The organism is Ferrovibrio terrae (genome assembly GCF_007197755.1).
Lineage (GTDB): Bacteria > Pseudomonadota > Alphaproteobacteria > Ferrovibrionales > Ferrovibrionaceae > Ferrovibrio > Ferrovibrio terrae.
In genome coordinates this window covers 17749-36448 of sequence record NZ_CP041636.1, presented here as the reverse complement: position 1 = coordinate 36448, position 18700 = coordinate 17749, and the positions used below count along the sequence as shown (strand labels likewise).

20 protein-coding genes are annotated in these 18700 nt (G+C 63.6%); 14 read left to right on the top strand and 6 right to left on the bottom strand.

Features of this window, described 5'->3' with window-relative positions:
• Positions 1-54: 54 nt before the first annotated feature.
• Complete coding sequence (locus FNB15_RS00185) at positions 55-1785, top strand: EAL domain-containing protein (RefSeq protein ID WP_144066778.1); 1731 nt, start codon at positions 55-57, stop codon at positions 1783-1785.
• On the opposite strand, the gene FNB15_RS00180 is transcribed toward FNB15_RS00185, so the two are convergent.
• Positions 1782-2648 (bottom strand): MaoC/PaaZ C-terminal domain-containing protein, encoded by an 867-nt coding sequence (locus FNB15_RS00180; RefSeq protein WP_144066777.1) that lies wholly within the window; start codon positions 2646-2648, stop codon positions 1782-1784. The genes FNB15_RS00185 and FNB15_RS00180 overlap by 4 nt on opposite strands.
• A gap of 102 nt (positions 2649-2750) precedes the next feature.
• Here FNB15_RS00180 and FNB15_RS00175 point away from each other — a divergent pair, with 102 nt between their 5' ends.
• The gene (locus FNB15_RS00175) at positions 2751-3602 is read left to right on the top strand and encodes a crotonase/enoyl-CoA hydratase family protein (protein ID WP_144066776.1); all 852 of its coding nucleotides are present in this window, start codon (positions 2751-2753) and stop codon (positions 3600-3602) included.
• A gap of 18 nt (positions 3603-3620) precedes the next feature.
• Here FNB15_RS00175 and FNB15_RS00170 read toward each other — a convergent pair whose 3' ends face one another.
• On the bottom strand, positions 3621-4043 hold the full coding sequence (locus FNB15_RS00170; RefSeq protein WP_144066775.1) for a PaaI family thioesterase: 423 nt from the start codon (positions 4041-4043) through the stop codon (positions 3621-3623).
• A 130-nt stretch (positions 4044-4173) separates the two neighbouring features.
• Here FNB15_RS00170 and FNB15_RS00165 point away from each other — a divergent pair, with 130 nt between their 5' ends.
• The 4 genes from FNB15_RS00165 to FNB15_RS00150 are packed head-to-tail and all read left to right on the top strand — an operon-like array spanning position 4174 to position 8243.
• Complete coding sequence (locus FNB15_RS00165) at positions 4174-5364, top strand: acyl-CoA dehydrogenase family protein (RefSeq protein ID WP_144066774.1); 1191 nt, start codon at positions 4174-4176, stop codon at positions 5362-5364.
• Between the two features lie 35 nt (positions 5365-5399).
• Positions 5400-6527 carry an acyl-CoA dehydrogenase family protein gene (locus FNB15_RS00160; RefSeq protein ID WP_144066773.1) on the top strand — a complete coding sequence of 376 codons (1128 nt, stop codon included), beginning with the start codon at positions 5400-5402 and terminating at the stop codon, positions 6525-6527.
• Positions 6528-6551: 24 nt separating this feature from the next.
• Entirely contained in the window at positions 6552-7409 is an 858-nt protein-coding gene (locus tag FNB15_RS00155; protein WP_144066772.1) for a phytanoyl-CoA dioxygenase family protein, read from the top strand.
• 33 nt (positions 7410-7442) lie between these two features.
• Entirely contained in the window at positions 7443-8243 is an 801-nt protein-coding gene (locus tag FNB15_RS00150) for a phosphodiesterase (protein WP_144066771.1), read from the top strand.
• Positions 8244-8298: 55 nt separating this feature from the next.
• Here FNB15_RS00150 and FNB15_RS00145 read toward each other — a convergent pair whose 3' ends face one another.
• The 3 genes from FNB15_RS00145 to FNB15_RS00135 are packed head-to-tail and all read right to left on the bottom strand — an operon-like array spanning position 8299 to position 10294.
• The gene (locus tag FNB15_RS00145; RefSeq protein ID WP_144066770.1) at positions 8299-8661 is read right to left on the bottom strand and encodes a DUF1428 domain-containing protein; all 363 of its coding nucleotides are present in this window, start codon (positions 8659-8661) and stop codon (positions 8299-8301) included.
• 23 nt (positions 8662-8684) lie between these two features.
• On the bottom strand, positions 8685-9488 hold the full coding sequence (locus FNB15_RS00140) for a DUF899 domain-containing protein (RefSeq protein ID WP_144066769.1): 804 nt from the start codon (positions 9486-9488) through the stop codon (positions 8685-8687).
• Positions 9489-9508: 20 nt separating this feature from the next.
• Positions 9509-10294, bottom strand: coding sequence for an SDR family NAD(P)-dependent oxidoreductase (locus FNB15_RS00135; RefSeq protein WP_221932706.1), 786 nt, complete (start codon positions 10292-10294; stop codon positions 9509-9511).
• A gap of 49 nt (positions 10295-10343) precedes the next feature.
• On the opposite strand from FNB15_RS00135, the gene FNB15_RS00130 reads away from it, so the two are divergent.
• Positions 10344-10808, top strand: a complete 465-nt coding sequence (locus FNB15_RS00130) for a MarR family winged helix-turn-helix transcriptional regulator (RefSeq protein WP_144066768.1) — start codon at positions 10344-10346, stop codon at positions 10806-10808.
• A gap of 75 nt (positions 10809-10883) precedes the next feature.
• Positions 10884-11348: a VOC family protein gene (locus FNB15_RS00125; RefSeq protein WP_144066767.1), complete on the top strand. Its 465-nt coding sequence runs from the start codon at positions 10884-10886 to the stop codon at positions 11346-11348.
• Positions 11349-11426: 78 nt separating this feature from the next.
• Here FNB15_RS00125 and FNB15_RS00120 read toward each other — a convergent pair whose 3' ends face one another.
• Positions 11427-11957 (bottom strand): GcrA family cell cycle regulator, encoded by a 531-nt coding sequence (locus FNB15_RS00120; RefSeq protein ID WP_144066766.1) that lies wholly within the window; start codon positions 11955-11957, stop codon positions 11427-11429.
• 215 nt (positions 11958-12172) lie between these two features.
• On the opposite strand from FNB15_RS00120, the gene FNB15_RS00115 reads away from it, so the two are divergent.
• Genes FNB15_RS00115 through hldE form a run of 6 tightly spaced genes read left to right on the top strand, consistent with a single transcriptional unit; the run spans position 12173 to position 18695 of the window.
• The gene (locus FNB15_RS00115) at positions 12173-13024 is read left to right on the top strand and encodes a phytanoyl-CoA dioxygenase family protein (protein ID WP_144066765.1); all 852 of its coding nucleotides are present in this window, start codon (positions 12173-12175) and stop codon (positions 13022-13024) included.
• Between the two features lie 40 nt (positions 13025-13064).
• Positions 13065-14537, top strand: coding sequence for a glucose-6-phosphate dehydrogenase (gene zwf, locus FNB15_RS00110; RefSeq protein ID WP_144066764.1), 1473 nt, complete (start codon positions 13065-13067; stop codon positions 14535-14537).
• A gap of 33 nt (positions 14538-14570) precedes the next feature.
• Positions 14571-15878: an ActS/PrrB/RegB family redox-sensitive histidine kinase gene (locus FNB15_RS00105; protein WP_144066763.1), complete on the top strand. Its 1308-nt coding sequence runs from the start codon at positions 14571-14573 to the stop codon at positions 15876-15878.
• 45 nt (positions 15879-15923) lie between these two features.
• Entirely contained in the window at positions 15924-16451 is a 528-nt protein-coding gene (locus FNB15_RS00100) for an ActR/PrrA/RegA family redox response regulator transcription factor (RefSeq protein ID WP_144066762.1), read from the top strand.
• Positions 16452-16454: 3 nt separating this feature from the next.
• Positions 16455-17186: a metallophosphoesterase family protein gene (locus FNB15_RS00095; RefSeq protein ID WP_144066761.1), complete on the top strand. Its 732-nt coding sequence runs from the start codon at positions 16455-16457 to the stop codon at positions 17184-17186.
• Positions 17187-17237: 51 nt separating this feature from the next.
• Positions 17238-18695, top strand: a complete 1458-nt coding sequence (hldE, locus tag FNB15_RS00090; RefSeq protein ID WP_144066760.1) for a bifunctional D-glycero-beta-D-manno-heptose-7-phosphate kinase/D-glycero-beta-D-manno-heptose 1-phosphate adenylyltransferase HldE — start codon at positions 17238-17240, stop codon at positions 18693-18695.
• Positions 18696-18700 lie beyond the last annotated feature (5 nt).

Here is an 18700-nt window from a genome sequence, read left to right as displayed (position 1 = left end):
GGCCGCCGGGTTGCGCGGAATCGCGCTGGCTGGCACACTCCGGGGCAGATTTTCATGCTTTCAGGTGAGGCCAGGATGGGCGCCAAGGACATGCGGGCGGAGCGCGACCGTTTCGTCGCCTTCGCCTTCTCCGCGGCCGACCTGATGCTCGAAGTGTCCGGCGACGGCCTGATCACCTTCGCATCCGGTGCCGCCCGCCTGATTGCCGGCTGCGAGGCCGAAGGGCTGGTCGGCCAGAAATTCGCCGAACTGATCGATGACGGCGATCGCCATTTCCTGATGAACCTGCTGGGCGGCCTCGCGGTTGGCGGCCGCATCGAGCCGGTCACGGTGCGCTTGCTGCAGGCCGATGGCACTGCCGGCGCGATCTGCATCCTCGGCGGCTGCTGCCTGCCGCGCCAGGACGGGCGCTATTACATCACGCTGTCGAATGCGCGCCTGCCGCTGGCCGAAACCGCGCTGGCCAACAAACGCGACTACCAGACCGGCCTGCTGGCGGCGGAAGATTTCGAAACCCTGGCCGGCGACCGCCTGAAACTGGCGCGCGAACTTGGCTCGGAAGTGAAGCTGACGCTGATCGAGATCGTCGGCCTGAAAGAACTGGTCGACAGCCTGCCGCCCGACGAGAGCGAAAGCCTGATGGGCGATGTCGGCGCGCTGATCCGCGCCAAGTCGATCAGCGGCGACACCGCGGGCCTGATCGACACCGAGAAATACGGCATCCTGCATGCCAACAGCATCGACCAGGAAGCCGTCGCTGCGCAGGTGCGCGAACTGATCAAGCAGAGCGGCGTTCCGGCCGCCGAAGACGCCGCGAAGGGTGTTGGCGTGCGCGGCGCGACGCTGGACCTGCACCAGAAAGCGATGAGCGACGAGGATGCCGCCAGCGCCATGGCCTTTGCCGTCGATCGTTTCGCCAGCGAGGGTGCTGCGGCCTTTGCGCTGCACTCCACCGAGGAAAGCCTGAAGGCGCTGCTGCAGAAAACCGTGTCGCGGGTGCGCGCGCTGCGCTCGGCCGTGTCTGGCCGGAAGTTCGACCTGGTGTTTCAGCCCATCGTGCGGCTTGATACCCGCACGCTGCATCATTACGAGGCGCTGTCGCGCTTTGAAGACGGCGGCTCGCCGTTTGAGACCATCCGTCTGGCCGAAGGCGTGCATATGATCGGCGAGTTCGATCTGGCCGTGGTGCATCGCGTGGTCGAGCTGCTGTCCGAGCGCCGTCGCCAGGGCGAAATCCTCGACGTGGCGGTGAATCTGTCTGGCCACAGCCTGGAAAGTTCGGTCTTTATGGCCGCGTTGCGTGAAATTCTCGCTGACGATCCGGGCCTGCGCAAGCAGCTGATTTTCGAGATCACGGAATCGACCCAGATCACCAATCTGGTGCATGCCGCCAATGCCGTGCGGCAGCTGCGTGATGATGGTCATTCTGTCTGCCTCGACGATTTCGGCGCGGGTGCTGCGTCATTCCCGTATCTGCAGGCGCTCGAGGTCGATTACGTCAAGATCGACGGCGCCTATGTGAAGGCGTTGCAGAGCGCGGGCCAGATGCGCGATCAGGCCATCCTCAAGGGCATGGTCTGGCTCTGCAAGGAGCTCGGCATCGGCACGGTGGCCGAGATGGTTGAAACCGAAGACCAGGCGCGCCTGCTGCTCGATTTCGGCATCGATTACGGCCAGGGCTATCTGTTTGGCTACCCGGAGCCTGTGCCGCAGATGGAGCCGCTGCGCCTCGACGACAAGCCCGGCAATCACCGCAAGCCGGGCGACGTCAAGCTGAAGCGCTAGTCGCGCAGTTCCACCCGTCCATGGTCGAGCACCACCACGTCGCGTTCCATCAGGCGGGCGCGGAACGACACGATATTGCCGTCGCGCCAGATTTCGGTGTGGATCGTCTCGCCGGGGAAAACCGGTGCGGTGAAGCGCGCATTGATATCAGCGATGCGTGACGGATCATGATCGCAGACCGCTTTGACCACGGCGCGCACCGCGATGCCATAGGTACACAGGCCATGCAGGATCGGGCGCGGGAAGCCGGCCGCCTCGGCAAAGGCCGGCTCGGCATGCAGCGGATTGCGGTCGCCGCATAAACGGTAGAACAGCGCCTGGTTTGGTTGCGTTTTCAGCGTCACGCCGGCGTCAGGTTTGCGGTCCGGGATTGCATGCGGCTTGGGCGGCAGGTCCTCGGGTTTACGCACCGGCCCGCCGAAGCCGCCGTCGCCGCGGGCAAAGGTGCTGGAGAGCAGCGTGACCAGCTTCTCACCGCTCGTCGCGTCGGTGATGGTGTTTTCCACCAGCATGATTGCGCCCTTGCCGGCACCCTTGTCGAACACGTCCTTGATGCGGACCTTCGCTTTCACGCGCCCGCTGGCCGGCAGCGGCTTGTGGATGGTGATGCGCTGTTCGCCATGCACCACCATGACGTAGTTGATGCCGGTGCGCGGCGTCCAGCTGTCGTCCCAGCAGATCACGGTGGAGAGGCTCGGCAGCGCCTTCAGGCTCTTCTCGAACACGAAGGGCAGTTCGGCGAGATCCATCGGGTCCTGGCCCATGCCCACGCTGAGCGCATAGAGCATGGTCTCGCGGTCGCTGTAGTTGACCTCGCGGACCGGAATGTCGAGCGCGAGCAGTTCGTCATAGACAATCGGCATGGTTCTTCCCTTTAATCCTTGCGAGATATTTTTTGCGACTCTAACGGCGCAGACCGCCGGTCGCCAGCCTTGACGCAGCGTCAGGCCTCAATGGAGGAAACGATGAGCTACAAGACCTTCGATTTCACCACCGCCGACCATGTCGCGCAGATCGTGTTCAACCGGCCCGACAAGGCCAATGCGATGATCCTGCCCTTCTGGCAGGAGATGGTCGATGTCTTCGCCGAGATCGAGGATCGGCCCGAAATCCGCGCCGTGGTGATCTCCTCCACCGGCAAGCATTTCACCGGCGGGCTCGATCTGTCCGCTTTCGGGACCATCGCCGGCGACATGCTGACCGGCGACCGCGGCCGGGTCGGCGAGCAGTTTCGCCGCGCGGTGGCCGAAATGCAGGAAAGCTTCGCGGTGATCGACAGATGCCGCGTGCCGGTGATCGCTGCAATTCAGGGCGGCTGCGTCGGCGGCGGTGTCGACCTGATCTCGGCCTGCGACATGCGCTACGGCACGACGGATGCCTGGTTCTGCATCCAGGAAATCAACATTGGCATGACCGCCGATGTCGGTACGCTGCAGCGTCTGCCGCATCTGATGCCGTCGGGGCTGGTGCGCGAACTGGCCTATACCGGCCGGCGCATGATGGCTGACGAGGCCTTGCGATCCGGCCTGGTGAACCAGTTGTTCGACAGCCAGGCGGCGATGCTGGCGCATGCGCTGGACACCGCACGCAGCATCGCGTCGAAGTCGCCGCTGGCCATTCATGGCACCAAGGAAATGCTGAACTACACGCGCGACCACAGCGTCGCCGATGCGCTGAACTACATGCAGGTGTGGCAGTCGGGCATGTTCCTCACCGCCGACTTGATGGAGGCGATCACGGCGCAGCAGCAGAAGCGCGAGCCGACATTCGCCGATCTGCTGCCGGCCAGGAAGATCGTGCGCAAGCGTCAGAGATAAGAGGGGCCAGTCCAGAGCTCAGTTCTGGCCGAGCACCTTCCAGATGCCTTCGGCGGTGAGCACAATCTTGCCGTCCACCGTGGCGTCGCCCTGGATGAAAATCAGGCTGCGGGTCTTGCGCACGATGCGGCCGCGCATCTCGATGAAATCGCCGGCCTTGGCGGAGGCGATGAACTGGTTGTTCAGCGATACGGTGACGGCAGGGGCGCGCTCCACGGCATCCCAGACCATCCAGCCCAGCACATGGTCGGCCAGCGTCATCAGCATGCCGCCATGCACCGCGCCGAGCGAATTGGTGTGGCGTTCTTCCGCCTGCAGGGCGTAAGCCGAACCGTCCGCTCCGTCTTTTTCGCGTTTCACCCAGATCGGGCCGACCTCTCGGGTGAACGGCCCCTGGCCGGACCGCAGTTTCCAGCCCGCTGCCGCAGGATCAAACGTCATCACACTGTCCTTCCGTTACGGCGCGACTTGAGCAAGCGAATCACCTGATTGCAAGGCCTTCCGCAGCGTCACGTGCTTGCCTGATCCGGCCGCTGGTCCTAACCTTGCCGCCGTTACAGGGAGAAACGCCATGGATCTCGAATTCACGGCCGACGAACGCGCCTTCCGCGAAGAGGTGCGCGCATTCATTCGCAGCAGTCTGCCGCCCACGCTGGCGGAAAAGACGCGGCAACGCATCCATCTCGACAAGGCTGACTTCGTCGCCTGGCACAGGATTCTGCACGCGCGCGGCTGGGGTGCGCCGAACTGGCCGACGCAATATGGCGGTCCGGGCTGGACTCCCGTGCAGCGCTATATCTTCGATGAGGAATGCGCGTCGTCCGATGCGCCGCCGCTGGTGCCGTTCGGCATCAGCATGGTCGGTCCGGTGATCTACACCTTCGGCACTGAAGAGCAGAAACAGAAATACCTGCCGCGCATTGTCAGCATGGAAGACTGGTGGTGCCAGGGCTATTCCGAACCGGGCTCGGGCTCTGATCTCGCCTCCCTGCGCACGCGCGCCGAAAGCGACGGCGATCATTACGTGGTGAATGGCCACAAGATCTGGACCACCCAGGCGCAGCACGCGAACATGATGTTTTGCTTGGTGCGGACGGATCCCGACGCCAAGCCGCAGGAGGGCATTTCCTTCCTGCTGCTCGACATGACCGATCCGGGCGTGAAGGTGCGGCCGATCATCTCGATCGATGAAGGCCACAGCGTCAACGAGGTGTTCCTCGACAATGTGCGCGTGCCCAAGGCCAATCTGATCGGAAAGGAAGGCAAGGGCTGGACCTATGCCAAGTTCCTGCTCGGCAACGAACGTACCGGCATCGCCGAAGTCGCAACGTCGAAACAGCGTCTCAAGCGGTTGAAGGAAATTGCCCGCGCCGAACAGGCCTGCGGTCGTCCGCTGCTGGAAGACGCCGACTTCAGCGCCAAGGTGGCGGCGGTCGAGATCGACCTGCTGGCACTGGAATACACCAACCTGCGCATGCTGGCGGCCGAGAATGCCGGCAAGGGCGTGGGGCCCGAAGCGAGCATGCTGAAAATCCGCGGCTCGGAAATCCAGCAGAACCTGAGCGAACTGGCCTGCGAGGCGCTTGGCTATTACGCCGCGCCTTACGAGCACCGCCCGGATGGTTCGAACCAGCCGCCGGTCGGGCCTGACTACGCGCAGGGCCGCATGGAAAGCTATCTCTACTATCGCGCCACCACGATCTACGGCGGTTCGAACGAAATTCAGCGCAACATCATCGCCAAGATGGTGTTGGGCCTCTGATCGCGACGAAAAGCTAAGACAGGAAAGAACGTCCCATGGATTTCCAGTTGTCCGAAGAACAGACCCTGCTGGCCGACAGCGTCGAAAGCTGGCTGCAGGACAAGTACGATTTCGAACGCTGGCGCAAGCTGGTGAAGACCGATCTCGGCTATGCACAAGAAAACTGGAAGACCATGGCAGATCTCGGCTGGCTCGCCATCCCGCTGCCGGAAGAAGCTGGCGGCCTGGGCGGCGGCGCGGTCGATGCCATGCTGCTGGCCGAGCGTTTCGGCCGTCATATGGTGGCCGAGCCGTATTTCTCTACCGTGATCCTCGGCGCCGGACTGATCCAGGCCGCGGGTGACGACAGGCAGAAGGCCGAATGGCTGCCTGCCATCGCCGAAGGCAAGGCGAAATGGGCCTTCGCCCATGCCGAACACGGCTCGCGCTTCGCGCTGAATGAAACCCGCGCCAAGGCCACGAAGACCGGCGACGGCTGGACGCTCAGCGGCAAGAAGATCGTGGTCTGGGATGCTGCCAGCGCCGACAAGCTGATCGTGCTGGCGCGTTCGGCCGGCGGCGACACCGACGCGAAAGGCCTCGGGCTGTTCGTCGTCGATGCCTCGGGCGCCGGCGTGGCGCGGCATGACTACCGCACGGTCGACAATCGTCGCGCCTCAGACATTCAGCTTGATCATGCACCGGTGCTGGCCGTGCTGGGCGATCCGGCGAATGCGATGCCGGCTGTCGAGGCGGTGATCGACCAGGCGATTGCCTATATGGCTTCCGAAGCCGTCGGCGCCATGGCGGCCCTGCACGAGACCACGCTGGCCTATGCGAAAACCCGCAAGCAGTTCGGCCGCCCCATTGGCGACTTCCAGGTGATCCAGCATCGCCTGGTCGACATGATGATGCAGGTCGAAAGCGCGCGCTCGCTGGCGCTGCTCTCTGCGCTCAAGGCCGCTGCCGAGCCGAAAGATCGCGCCAAGGCGGCGGCTGCGGCGAAAGTCCAGCTCGGCCGTTCGGGGCGTTTCGTCGGCCAGCAGGCGGTGCAGATCCATGGCGGCATGGGCATGACCGACGAACTCAATGTCGGCCATTACATGAAGCGGCTGATGATGCTCGACACCACTTTCGGCAATGCCGATTTCCACCAGCGGCGCTTTGCTGCTCTCAGCGACTAGGCATCGAGACGGGAAGGGCTCGGCATGGAAAAGATGATCGTCAAAGACGTCAGCGAATATTTCAATGCCGAGCTCGCCCGCAAATACCGCTCCACGGCGGGCAGCCAGGATCCGGTCGATCCTGCGCTGGTCGACGGCCTGATGGCGCAGGTCGAGCGCGATGGCTATGTGATCCTGCAGAACCTGTTCACAGCCGAGGAGACTGCGGAAATGCGCGCCGCACTGGAGCCGCATTTCCACCAGCATCTTGGTCGCAACAGTTTCGAGGGCTTCGGCACCAGGCGGCTATACGCCGTGGTTGAGAAGACGCTGGCCTGCAACGCGCTGGCCGAGCATCCGGTGATTCTGGCGCTGCTGGATCGTTTACTGGAGCCGAACTATCTGCTGTCGCAATTGCAGGCCATCGACATCCAGCCAGGGGAGGCGGCACAACCGCTGCACCACGACGATGCCTTTTATCGTGTGGCCCGACCCCGTGCAGCACTTGGCGCGGCCACGATCATGGCGATCGACGATTTCACCTTCGAGAATGGTGCGACGCTGCTGATTCCTGGCAGCCACCGATGGGATGGCCGCATGCCCGGGCCGGAGGATATCGCACGCGCCATCCCGGCGGTGATGCCGAGCGGCTCGGTGCTGTTCTTCGTCGGCACGCTGTGGCATGGCGGCGGTGCCAATGTCACCGACCGCAGCCGGCTCTGCGTCACGGCGCAGTATTGCGCGCCCTGGTGCCGCCAGCAGGAGAATTTCAGCCTGTCGGTCTCGCGTGAACGTGTGAAACAGTGCAGCGAGCATATGCGCCGCTTGCTGGGCTACAGCATCCACCCGCCCTTCATGGGCTTTGTGAACGGCCTGCATCCAAAGCGGCTGCTCGAAGACTGACTTCGGCCTGTTGCCCGGCTATACTGGCCAGGCATGCTGATCGCCCAGATTTCCGATCCCCATATCCGGCCACAGGGCCAGCTCTATCAGGGCGTCGTCGATTCCAACGCGATGTTTTCTGCCGCCGTGCAGCATCTGAATGGCCTTGATCCGCGTCCCGATCTGGTGCTGCTGACCGGCGATATCGTCGATCATGGCGATCCGACGGAATATGCCATGGCCCGGGCCTTGCTGGCCGTGCTGCAGATTCCGTATCTGGTCATTCCTGGGAATCACGACGAGCGTCGGGCCTTCTGTACGGCCTTTGCCGATCAGGCCTATCTACCCCGTGGCGATGGCCCGCTTCATTATGTGGTTGATGATCGCGGCCCGGTGCGAATTGTCGCGCTGGACGTCACAATTCCCGGCCAGCATCATGGTTTGGTGGATGGGCCCGCGATTGCCTGGCTGGACGAAGTTCTGTCAGCCGCGCCGGACCGGCCGACCATCCTGATGCTGCACCAGCCGCCGTTTGCCACCGGCATCCCCTACATGGATCCGTACTGGTGTGAAGGCGGCGAAGCGCTGGCGGCGCTGATCCACCGTTTCCCCAATGTCGAACGTATCACCTGCGGCCATGTACACCGTTTCATGCAGCTGCGCTTTGGCGGAACGGCGCTCTGCACGGCGCCCAGCACCACGACCACGATTGCCCTGCAGCTGCAGCCCGATGCGAAACCGGCTTCCTATCTTGAGCCCCCGGCCTTCCTGCTGCATCACTGGCGCGTGGAGACCGGGCTGATCACGCATCATTGCCCGATCGGCACTTTCCAGGGGCCGTATCCCTTCGCCTGAAATGCGAAAAGCCCGGCGGATTGTTCCGCCGGGCTTTCCGTGCATTGCAGTGGCTTTAGTACTGAACCATCGTCTTGAACCCGCCGAAAGCCATGCGCTTGACGTCAAAGGGCATCTTTTTCGGATCCGGGCACATCGCCTCCATGCGCGGGTCCTTCATGACCTTGGCATTCACCTTGTCGCGCTGGGCCTTGGATTTGTAGATGATGAAAGAGAAGACCGGCACTTCACCCTTCTTCAGCTTCATCTGCTTGGGGAAGGGCAGGCCGAAGGCGGCATTCATGTCATCGCCGGCGCATTCGTAATAACCAACGGCGCCGTATTCCTGCCAGATCTTGCCAGCCTTCTTCGACATCTTCATGTAGGCAGCCAGATTCTTCTTCGGCACCGGGATCAGAAAACCATCCACATAACTCATCGCTCTTTCGTCCTTCTCTCTTGTTAATCCTGACAACATTCCGGCGCGACCTTGGTCTGGCCATCGTATTTGTCGTGATGCCGCAGCCAGAAGTCCTTGCTTTGCGGCCAGCCGGCCGGCGAGTCCTCCCATCCCTCCTGACGGCCATAGGGCGTCAGGTCGAGAATGTTATGGGTATTCAAAAGCCCATCCAGGCCGCGGCCGAAAGTGGAATAGCTGTGATAAATGCGTTTGCCGTCTCTCAGAAACACGCTGAGGCCCGGCAACTCCCCCTTCACATGCTCAAGCTGGCCCTTGGCCTGCAATGCCGCAGCATCCTGGTAGTTGTATTCCGGTGGCGCGACCGCAGGGTCGATGGTGACGCCGAAATCATAGTTGAAATCGCTGCCGAAGGATGACACCCAGGGCATGGTCCAGCCCATGCGCTGCTTGAACGGCGCGATCTTGGTAAGCAGTGCGCGCGAGACCATGGTGAAAGCCGTGTCGCGGGCATGAACATGCGACAGATGCGGGATGTTGTCGGCGACATGCGAGCAGCCGGGGCAGCCTTCGCTGTAGGGGTGTGTCTGGCCCGGCGGCGGATCTGCGGGATCGAACATGAAGTGATAGACCACCAGCTGGCTGCGGCCTTCAAACAGCTCCAGCAGGCTCTTGCGGCCCTGCGGAGTTTCAAAGCTGTAGTCCTTGTCCACGGCGACAACGGGCAGGCGGCGGCGCTCGGCATTCAGCGCATCGCGCGCACGGGTGATTTCCTTTTCCTTCAGCAGCAGAGCGTGACGGGCTTGGAGCCACTGCGCACGCGAAACGACATCCGGCAGAACGTTCATGGGCTTGCTCCTGGACAGGATCAATCGACCTGCGCGCCGCAGGTCAGGTTGACGATGGCGCCGGTGATGGCGCCGGCACGGTCGGACGCGAGGAAAGTGGCAGTCTCGGCGATCTGCTCCAGTGTGGGCAAACGCTGCAGCAGCGTGGATTGTGCCGCGCCCCCCAGCATAGTGTCGACATCGCTGCCCATGCGCGTCGCCACCTCGGCGAAAACACCGGCGCTGTGCGAACCGGCCTTCGCCGCTTCGGGGATGGCATGGCTTTTCAGGCAGATCACGCGGATGCCGCTGGAGGCCAGTTCGCCGGCCAGGTGTCGCGTCATGCCCTCGATGGCGGCGCAGGCTGAATTATGCCCCATGAAACCGGGGCCGGGCATGCTGCCGGCGGGCGTGGCCAGCAGGAACAGCACTCCGTCGCGCCGCATATGTCGTGAGGCTACCTTGGCGGTGATGAAGTTGGTACGGGTATAGACCGAGACGGGGAGGAAATAATCCTCCAGCGAGAGTTCGGCTAGCGGCACGCCCTGCACATGGGCGATGCCGACTGCGTTCAATGTGATGTCGATGCCGCCGGTCTGTGCCGCCACGCTTTCGGCATGGCGGGTGACGGCAATTTCATCCAGCGCGTCGAGTTCGGTGATGTCGGCCTGCCCGCCGTCAGCGCGGATGTCATTGGCCGCAGTCGAGAGCTTGGCCGGATTGCGGCCGGCCAGGAAAACCCGGGCGCCATCGCGGGCGAAGGCGCGGGCGACCGCGCCGCCTATGGTGCCGCCGCCGTAAATCACTGCAGTTTTGCCGCCGAGCACTTAAAGGCCCTCCGCTTGACAAAAGAGTTGATATCAACATAATGACTGGATGTCAAAGGCCTCTCCAGACACTGCTGCCAACCCACTGCCATATGAAACCACCATCATGGTGCGCGACACCTGCCTGTGCCTGCATGTGCAGCGCGCGGCACGCGCCGTGGCGCGACGGTTTGACGAAGCCTTGCGGCCACTCGATCTCACCAACGGGCAGTTCTCGCTGCTGATGTCGCTGAACCGTCCGGAGCCGGCACCGATGCGCCAGGTCGCCAGTCTGCTGGCGATGGACCGCACGACGCTCACCGCCAATCTCAAGCCGCTGGAGCGGCGTGGCCTGCTGAAAATCGAAACCGATGCGGACGATCGTCGCAGCAAGCATCTGACGCTGACGCGTGCCGGTCGCGACCTGATGGTGCAGGCAATGCCGATCTGGACCGCGACCCATGCCGTGCTGGATCGAATGGTCACGGCGACGGGCCTGGACGAGTTGCGCACCGATCTGCGCGCCTTGTCCTGACATCATCATGCTGACCGTAGCTGTCAGCGGCCTGCAGTATTCAAACCCAGAGAGTCACATGAGGAGGAACGTAGCGTGCAGATCAATCCCTATCTGATGTTCAGCGGCAATTGCGAAGAGGCATTTCGCTATTACGAGAAGCATCTCGGCGGCAAGGTCGTCGCCATGATGAAATACAGCGATGCGCCGCCGATGCCCGAAGGTCAAGCGCAGCCCGACACCGGTTGCGCGCCCGACATGACCGGCGCGGAAAACCTGATCATGCATGCCTGCATGGAAGTTGGCGGTGTTTCGCTGATGGCGTCTGATGCGCCGCCGAACATGCCGCAGGAAAAGATGCAGGGCATCTCGGTGACGCTGAACCTCACCAGCGAAGCGGAAGCGCGCCGTATTTTCGACGCGCTGTCGCAGGGCGGCACTGTCACCAGCCCTCTGATGCAGACTTTCTGGGCCAAGGCTTTCGGCACGGTCACCGACCGTTTCGGTACGCCCTGGATGGTGAACTGCATGGACGCGGTGGAGATGAAGGCCGCGTCATAAGCGCAGCGTCACCACAAAAGGAAAAGCCCGGCGGGTTTCCCCAGCCGGGCTTTTTTATGGAAACCGGTCCCCGAGGGATCAGGCGGCGTTGATCGCCTTGACCGCCTCGACGGCGCTCTCCGGATTCCAATTGGTGTAGGCAGCAGCGCAATGCGAGGCGCAGTAGGGTTTGCCCGGCAGCGCGACATGCGTGCAGAAATCGAATTCAGAGCTCTTCGGGTCGCCGATCGGCCACTTGCAGCGCGGGCCGGTCGACGGCGTCAGCGCGGCGAGCATCGCGGCGGTCAGTTGAGCCTGCGAAGCCTGACTATGGCTTACAGGAGTGGCTGCGTCTTCGCGCACCTGCACGGGGGCTCGGGCGGGGGCGGGTGCTGCAGCCGTATGTCCGCCCCCACTGCTCGAGCCGCCGCCATGCGTGGCCGCCGGACGCGGCTGGGCAGGCTTTTCGCTGCGCATGATCGGCGAGGCGCGCTTGGCCAGGCCGATGCGGTGGGCTTTGCCCACCACAGCGTTGCGGGTCATGCCCAGCTGCTTGCCGATCTGGGTGATCGACTGGCCGGATTCCCAGTATTGCACCAGGAGTTTAACCTTTTCGTCAGTCCATACCATATCTAGCCCCCTTGATCGGCGTTGGCCGCTAGATCGAGTAAAGGCTCCAAAATTGAGATTTGGTCAACCGGACTCTGTCCATTATCCACAAGAATCTATGGAAATGCTGCAGCTAAGCTCTTAGCCCGACGGGGCCGACTCGGAGTTATCCACAAGTGCCTGTACCGAATTCCGCGACAAATAACCCTCAAGGGCAGCTTGGCCATGACTGGCCGATGGCCCTGCCGGACCCCGACATGTTCCGCCGGGCCTATGCCCGCGACGGCTATGCGGTGGTCCGCGGCCTGTTTTCGACCGGGGAGGTGGCCGAGATCGCCGCCGCCTTCGACCGGCTGCAGGCCGAAGGCCTCGCACTGGGCCGCAGCTTCCGGCATGGCAACCTGCTGTTCCGGCTGGGCGACGATCCGCATCTGGGGCGCATCCTGCGCATGGTGCAGTGGCCCTCCTGGCGCAATGCGCTGCTGGATCGCGTGCGCCTCGATCTGCGTTTCGTCGCTGTGCTGAAACCGCTGCTCGGCGACAATCTCAAGCAGGTCATCAACCAGATGCACTGGAAGCCGCCGGGCGCGGCGAAAGTGGAATTCGCCTATCATCAGGACAGCCGCTTCCGCCGCCCGGCCACAGCCTTCCGCGACCTGGCGAATTCCTACATCCAGACCGGCCTCGCGATCGATGCGCATACGCGCGCCAGCGGCGCTATGAAAGTGATTCCGGGCAGCCATCTGATGGGTGATCTCGGCCTCGGGTCAGATGGCCCGATCCTCGCCCAGACCATGCAGGACGAAGCCTTGCGGGCTGTCGGCCTCGATCCGGCAGCGGCGGTGGATCTCGAACTGGCGCCGGGCGATCTGGCCCTGTGGTCGCCCTATCTGGTGCATGGCTCGGGCATCAATGTCACGCCGGCCGACCGGCGGCTCTACATCAATGGCTATGTCCGTAGTGTGGATTGCGATCGCGGCGAGGTGGCTTTCGCACATGGCCGGCCGCAGCCGCTCGGGTCAAAGCCGGCGCTGGTGCATTTTGACGCGCTGCATGAAAAGCCCGAACCGCATTTCATTGAGGGTTAGGGCAATTGATTAGGCGCGCCGAGTTTGCCACGGTATCGGCATGACAAACCCCAGCGGCAGCTTCTCCTTCGATCTTGTCATTTTCGGCGCCACCGGCGACCTGTCGCTGCGCAAGCTGGTGCCGGCGCTGTACCACCGCGACGTGGCCGGACAGCTGAATGACGATGCGCGGCTGTTCGCGGTCGCCCGCGGTGCCATGAGCGATGCGGATTACCGCGAGATGGCGGCTGCCGCCCTTAGGGAGCATGTCGCGGCGGATGACTTCGATGCCGCGCGCGCCGACCGCTTCCTGCAGCGCTTCCGCTATCTCACGCTGGATGCCCAGAAGAGCGACGACTATCAGAGCCTGAAATCGGCACTCGATGGCGGCGACGAGCGCATCGTCGTCTTCTATCTCGCCATGGCGCCGCGGTTCTTCGGCCCGATCTGCACGCAGCTGGCCAGGGCCGGACTCAACAGCGCCGAAGCCCGCGTCGTGCTGGAAAAGCCGATCGGCCAGGATCTCGCCTCGGCGCGCGCCATCAACGAGGCTGTCGCCGCCGCCTTCCCCGAGAACCGCGTCTTCCGCATCGATCATTATCTCGGCAAGGAGACGGTGCAGAATCTGATGGCGCTGCGCTTCGCCAATGCATTATTTGAGCCGATCTGGCATCGCGGCGTCGTCGATCATGTACAGGTGACGGTGGCCGAGAGGATCGGCGTCGAGGGCCGCGCCGATTACTACGATCATGCCGGCGCATTGCGCGACATGATCCAGAACCACCTGCTGCAGCTGCTCTGCCTGGTGGCGATGGAGCCGCCGAACGAATTCGCCGCCGATGCGGTGCGCGACGAGAAACTCAAGGTACTGGAAGCGCTGCGCCCGATCACCGACCGCGAAGTGGGCGATAAGACGGTACGCGGCCAGTATGCCCGCGGCAGCGTCGAGGGGGCTGCTGCGGCCTCCTATCTCGACGAACTCGGCCATTCGAGCAATACGGAAACCTTCGTGGTCGTGAAGGCCGAAGTCGAGACATGGCGCTGGGCCGGCGTGCCGTTTTACTTACGCACCGGCAAGCGCCTGCCGGTGCGGCATTCCGAAATCGTCGTGCAGTTCCGGCCCGTCCCGCATCTGATTTTCCCGGCCGCCGCACGCGACGTGGTGCCCAACCGGCTGGTGATCCGGCTGCAGCCGGACGAAGGCATTGCGCTGCATATGATGAGCAAGGTGCCGGGACCAGGTGGCATGCGGTTACGCACCGCGCCGCTGAACCTCAGCTTCGCCGAAGCCTTCCGGGGCCGTCAGCCCGATGCCTATGAACGCCTGCTGATGGATGTGGTGCGCGGCAATCCGATGCTGTTCATGCGCAGCGACGAGGTAGAAGCCGCCTGGCGCTGGGCCGAGCCGATACTGGCAGCCTGGACCGGGCAGGACGACGCGCCGAAACCGTACAATGCCGGCAGCTGGGGGCCATCTGCCGCCATCGGCCTGATCGAGCGTGATGGCCGCAACTGGCACGAAGACATGCGTTGATGAAAGCTTGGCGCTGATGAAAGCTTGGCGTTGATGACGACGCTGCTCGACAGCCTGCGCGAACGTCTCGGTCCGCATCTGAGCGCGGCAGACGAGCCGGCCGGTCGCGTGCGCCTGCAGACGCTGGTGCTGCTGCGCTGGATCGCCATCATCGGCCAGCTGCTGGCGATCCTGTTCGTACATTTCGGCCTGAACTTCAAGCTGCCGCTGCTGCCGGCACTGGGTGTGGTCGGCATCTCGGCCATGCTTAATATACTGCTGTTCGTCGTCTATCCGACGGCAAAGCGTCTGAGCGAGAAGGGCGCCACGGCCTATCTAGCTTTCGATCTGGTGCAGCTCTGCATCCTGCTGTTCCTCACCGGCGGCATCGACAATCCCTTCACGGTGCTGATCCTGGTGCCGGTCACGGTTTCGGCCACCATTCTCACCCTGCGCTCCACCGTCATGCTGGGCCTGCTGGCTTTTGCGCTGACGGTCGTCATCACCATCCATCATTTCCCGTTGCCTTGGAGCAATCCGGCGGAAGTGCTGCAGCCGCAGCTGCTGCAATGGGGTAACCTGATCGCGCTGGTGCTCGGCACGCTGTTCCTTGCCGCCTATGCCTGGCAGGTGGCGGAAGAAGCCCGCCGCATGTCGGACGCGCTGGCCGCCACGCAGATGGCGCTGGCACGCGAACAGCAGGTCTCGGCTCTGGGCGGGCTGGCGGCGGCAGCCGCGCATGAACTGGGTTCGCCGCTTGGCACCATCGCCGTGGTGGTGAAAGAGATCGGCCGCGACCTGCCGGCGGAACATGCGCTGTCGGAAGACGTTGCGCTGCTGCAGAGTCAGGTCGATCGTTGCAGGGAGATTCTTGCACGCCTGTCGCGCCGGCCTTCGGCCACCTCCGACCCCGAAGCTTTTGCCGATCTCGGCATCGCCAACATGATGGAAATGGTGGCGCAGCCCTGGCGGCGTGACGACATTGCCTTTGCCGTGCGCCTGATCGGCACCGGCACGCCGCCTTTACTGCCGCGCCGGCCGGAAATCCTGCATGGCCTGGGCAACCTGATGCAGAATGCGATGGAATTCGCCCGCGGCAGCGTGGATGTCGAGGTCGACTGGGACGACCGGCTGATCCGCCTGCGGATTCTCGATGATGGCCCGGGCATGAATGTCGACATTCTGTCCGCGCTCGGCGAGCCTTACGTGACCAGCCGTCCCGACAGCGGCGGCATGGGGCTGGGCGTATTCATTGCCATGAACCTGCTGCGCCGCAGCGGGGCCTCGGTCGCCTTCGCCAATCGACCCGCTGCTGGTGGCACCCAGGTTGAAGTGAACTGGCCGCGTGAGCTGGGGCGGTAGCGTCGCAAGGGTTGCGCTGCTGCTCCGCTACGGTACATTGCCTGCATGACTGATATGTCCCTGCTGATCGTTGATGACGATGAACCGCTGCGCCTGCGCCTGGCGCGCGCAATGGAAAAGCGCGGCTACGTGGTGCAGACTGCGGAATCGGTTGCGATCGGTATCCAGATGGCCCGGGCCAAGCCGCCGGCCTATGCCGTGGTCGATCTCAAACTGGGCGATGGCAACGGCCTGGATGTCGTCACCGCCATCCGTCAGGTGCGGCAGGATGCCCGCGTGGTCATGCTCACCGGCTATGGCAACATCGCCACCGCCGTGGCTGCCGTGAAGGCGGGTGCGGCTGACTACCTGCCCAAGCCGGCCGATGCCGACGATGTGGATCGTGCGTTGCGTGTGGGCAACGCCGCGCATCCAGCGCCGCCGGACGAGCCGATGTCGGCCGAGCGTGTGCGCTGGGAACATATCCAGCGCGTTTTCGAACTCTGCGACCGCAATGTGTCGGAGACGGCACGCCGGCTGAAGATGCATCGCCGCACCCTGCAGCGCATCCTCGCCAAGCGTTCGCCGCAGTAATCCATGCTGATCGAGGAGGCCCGGCTGCCGCCCGGACTCCGTGTTTACGCCATTGGCGATATCCATGGCCGCGCCGATCTGCTGGATCAGTTGCATGACAAGATCGAAACCGATCTCAGTACCGCTCCGGAAAAAACCGTCATCGTTTATCTCGGCGATTATGTCGATCGCGGCGCGGATTCGCATGGCGTGATCGAACGGCTGACCCGCCCGCGCTTTACCGGCCCGCGCTTCTCCGGCGTCGAAACCGTGGCGCTGCTCGGCAACCACGAAGACATGCTGTTGCAGTTTATGGATGCGCCTTATGGCGCTTCGCTCTGGCTCAGCAATGGCGGCGATGCCACGCTCAGCAGCTACAAGGTGAAGGTGCCGGCATCCTTCGACGAACTGCTGTTCACCCAGCGCGCGCTGCTCGGCGCCATGCCGCGGCATCACAAGCAGTTTCTCAGCAGCCTGCCGGAGCAGGCGCAGTATGGCGATTACCTGTTCGTCCATGCCGGCATCAAGCCGGGCCTGCCGCTCGACCGGCAGAGCCGCGAACAGATGATCTGGATTCGCGACGCCTTCCTCAACTCCGAAACAGACCACGGCCTGATCGTGGTGCACGGCCATACCATCGTGCATGAGGTGGAATGGCGGCCGAACCGCATCGGCGTCGATACCGGGGCCTATACCACCGGCCGGCTGACCGCGCTGGTGCTGGAAGGGGCCGGCCGGCGCCTGCTCCAGACCTGAAAATCCCTTTAAAGGCTGGCGTTTAACCCCCTGTCGGTGTATCGAAAAGCCATGTCCGACGTCGCCGCCGATCCCGCCGATTTCACCGCCGCCCGCGTGCTGGTGGTGGGTGATGTGATGCTCGACCGCTTCGTGTATGGCGGCGTCGACCGCATTTCGCCCGAGGCGCCGATCCCGATCATGCGGATTGAGCGCGAGATCGTCATGCCCGGCGGCGCCGGCAATGTGGCGCGAAATCTGGCCGCGCTCGGGGCGAAGGTCGCATTGCTCGGCCTGGCCGGCGACGACGTTGCCGCCGACCAGCTCAACGAGGTGCTGGCGCTCGAACCCGGTGTCGAGGCGCATCTCGTCATCGACGAGGCCTGGCATACCATCGAGAAGACCCGCTTCATCGGCAGCCGTCAGCAGTTGCTGCGCGTCGACCGCGAAAGTTCAGCGCAGCCGTCGGACGAGGCCGTCGACGCCCTGATCAAGGCGGCACTTGATGCGCTGGCCGACAATGCCGTGCTGGTGCTGTCGGATTATGCCAAGGGCGCTGTCGGTGATCGCGTGCTGTCCAGACTGGTCAAGGCCGCCGCAAAGACCGGTAAGCCGATCCTGGTCGACCCCAAGGGCACTGATTATCGCCGTTACAAGGGCGCTACGCTGGTGACGCCGAACCGCGCCGAGGCCGCACTTGCCACTGGCGAAAGCTGTGCCGACGATGACAGTGCCGTGAATGCTGCGCGCAAGCTGGTGAATGACGCTGGCATCGCCAATGTGCTGGTCACGCGCGGCAGTGCCGGCATGACTCTGGTTCAGGGTAAAGACTCTGCGCCACTGCATCTCAAAGCCGAGGCGCGCGAAGTGTTCGATGTGTCAGGTGCCGGCGACACCGTCGTGGCGACGATTGCCGCGGCGCTGGCCGTGGGCCGTTCGCTGCCACAGGCCGCCCGCCTTGCCAATGCCGCTGCCGGCATCGTGGTGGGCAAGATCGGCACCGCCGTGGTGCATCCCGAGGAATTGCGGCTGGCGCTGCATATGCCTGATCCGCATGGTATCGCGGCCAAGGTGGCGACAGCGCCGCAGGCCGCCGAACGCGTCACGTTGTGGCGCAGCCGCGGCGAGCGTATCGGCTTCACCAACGGCGTGTTCGATCTGCTGCATCCCGGCCATCTCGCGCTGCTCTCGGAAGTGCGCGCGCAATGCGACCGGCTGGTGGTGGCCATCAATGCCGATTCTTCCGTGCGGAAGCTCAAGGGGCCGACCCGTCCCGTGCAGGACGAGCGCCATCGTGCCCAGATTCTGGCCGCGCTCGGTCTGGTAGATCTCGTGGTGATTTTCGCCGACGACACGCCGGAGCCTTTGCTCGACCTGCTGAAGCCCGACCTTCTCGTGAAGGGCGGCGACTATACGGTCGATCAGGTGGTGGGCGCCGATATCGTGCGGGCCTATGGCGGCGAGGTGAAGGTGTCACGCCTTGTCGCCGGGCAGAGCACCACGGCGACCATCAAGAAACTGCAAAGCTGAGCGCG

Coding starts and splice junctions, on each gene's coding strand:
- FNB15_RS00150 (WP_144066771.1), top strand. CDS start 7,443: ATGCTGATCGCCCAGATTTCCGATCCCCATATCCGGCCACAGGGCCAG.
- FNB15_RS00120 (WP_144066766.1), bottom strand. CDS start 11,957: ATGGTATGGACTGACGAAAAGGTTAAACTCCTGGTGCAATACTGGGAA.
- FNB15_RS00175 (WP_144066776.1), top strand. CDS start 2,751: ATGAGCTACAAGACCTTCGATTTCACCACCGCCGACCATGTCGCGCAG.
- FNB15_RS00105 (WP_144066763.1), top strand. CDS start 14,571: ATGACGACGCTGCTCGACAGCCTGCGCGAACGTCTCGGTCCGCATCTG.
- FNB15_RS00095 (WP_144066761.1), top strand. CDS start 16,455: ATGCTGATCGAGGAGGCCCGGCTGCCGCCCGGACTCCGTGTTTACGCC.
- FNB15_RS00100 (WP_144066762.1), top strand. CDS start 15,924: ATGACTGATATGTCCCTGCTGATCGTTGATGACGATGAACCGCTGCGC.
- FNB15_RS00165 (WP_144066774.1), top strand. CDS start 4,174: ATGGATCTCGAATTCACGGCCGACGAACGCGCCTTCCGCGAAGAGGTG.
- hldE (WP_144066760.1), top strand. CDS start 17,238: ATGTCCGACGTCGCCGCCGATCCCGCCGATTTCACCGCCGCCCGCGTG.
- FNB15_RS00115 (WP_144066765.1), top strand. CDS start 12,173: ATGGCCCTGCCGGACCCCGACATGTTCCGCCGGGCCTATGCCCGCGAC.
- FNB15_RS00160 (WP_144066773.1), top strand. CDS start 5,400: ATGGATTTCCAGTTGTCCGAAGAACAGACCCTGCTGGCCGACAGCGTC.
- FNB15_RS00130 (WP_144066768.1), top strand. CDS start 10,344: ATGTCAAAGGCCTCTCCAGACACTGCTGCCAACCCACTGCCATATGAA.
- zwf (WP_144066764.1), top strand. CDS start 13,065: ATGACAAACCCCAGCGGCAGCTTCTCCTTCGATCTTGTCATTTTCGGC.
- FNB15_RS00170 (WP_144066775.1), bottom strand. CDS start 4,043: ATGACGTTTGATCCTGCGGCAGCGGGCTGGAAACTGCGGTCCGGCCAG.
- FNB15_RS00180 (WP_144066777.1), bottom strand. CDS start 2,648: ATGCCGATTGTCTATGACGAACTGCTCGCGCTCGACATTCCGGTCCGC.
- FNB15_RS00145 (WP_144066770.1), bottom strand. CDS start 8,661: ATGAGTTATGTGGATGGTTTTCTGATCCCGGTGCCGAAGAAGAATCTG.
- FNB15_RS00185 (WP_144066778.1), top strand. CDS start 55: ATGCTTTCAGGTGAGGCCAGGATGGGCGCCAAGGACATGCGGGCGGAG.
- FNB15_RS00140 (WP_144066769.1), bottom strand. CDS start 9,488: ATGAACGTTCTGCCGGATGTCGTTTCGCGTGCGCAGTGGCTCCAAGCC.
- FNB15_RS00155 (WP_144066772.1), top strand. CDS start 6,552: ATGGAAAAGATGATCGTCAAAGACGTCAGCGAATATTTCAATGCCGAG.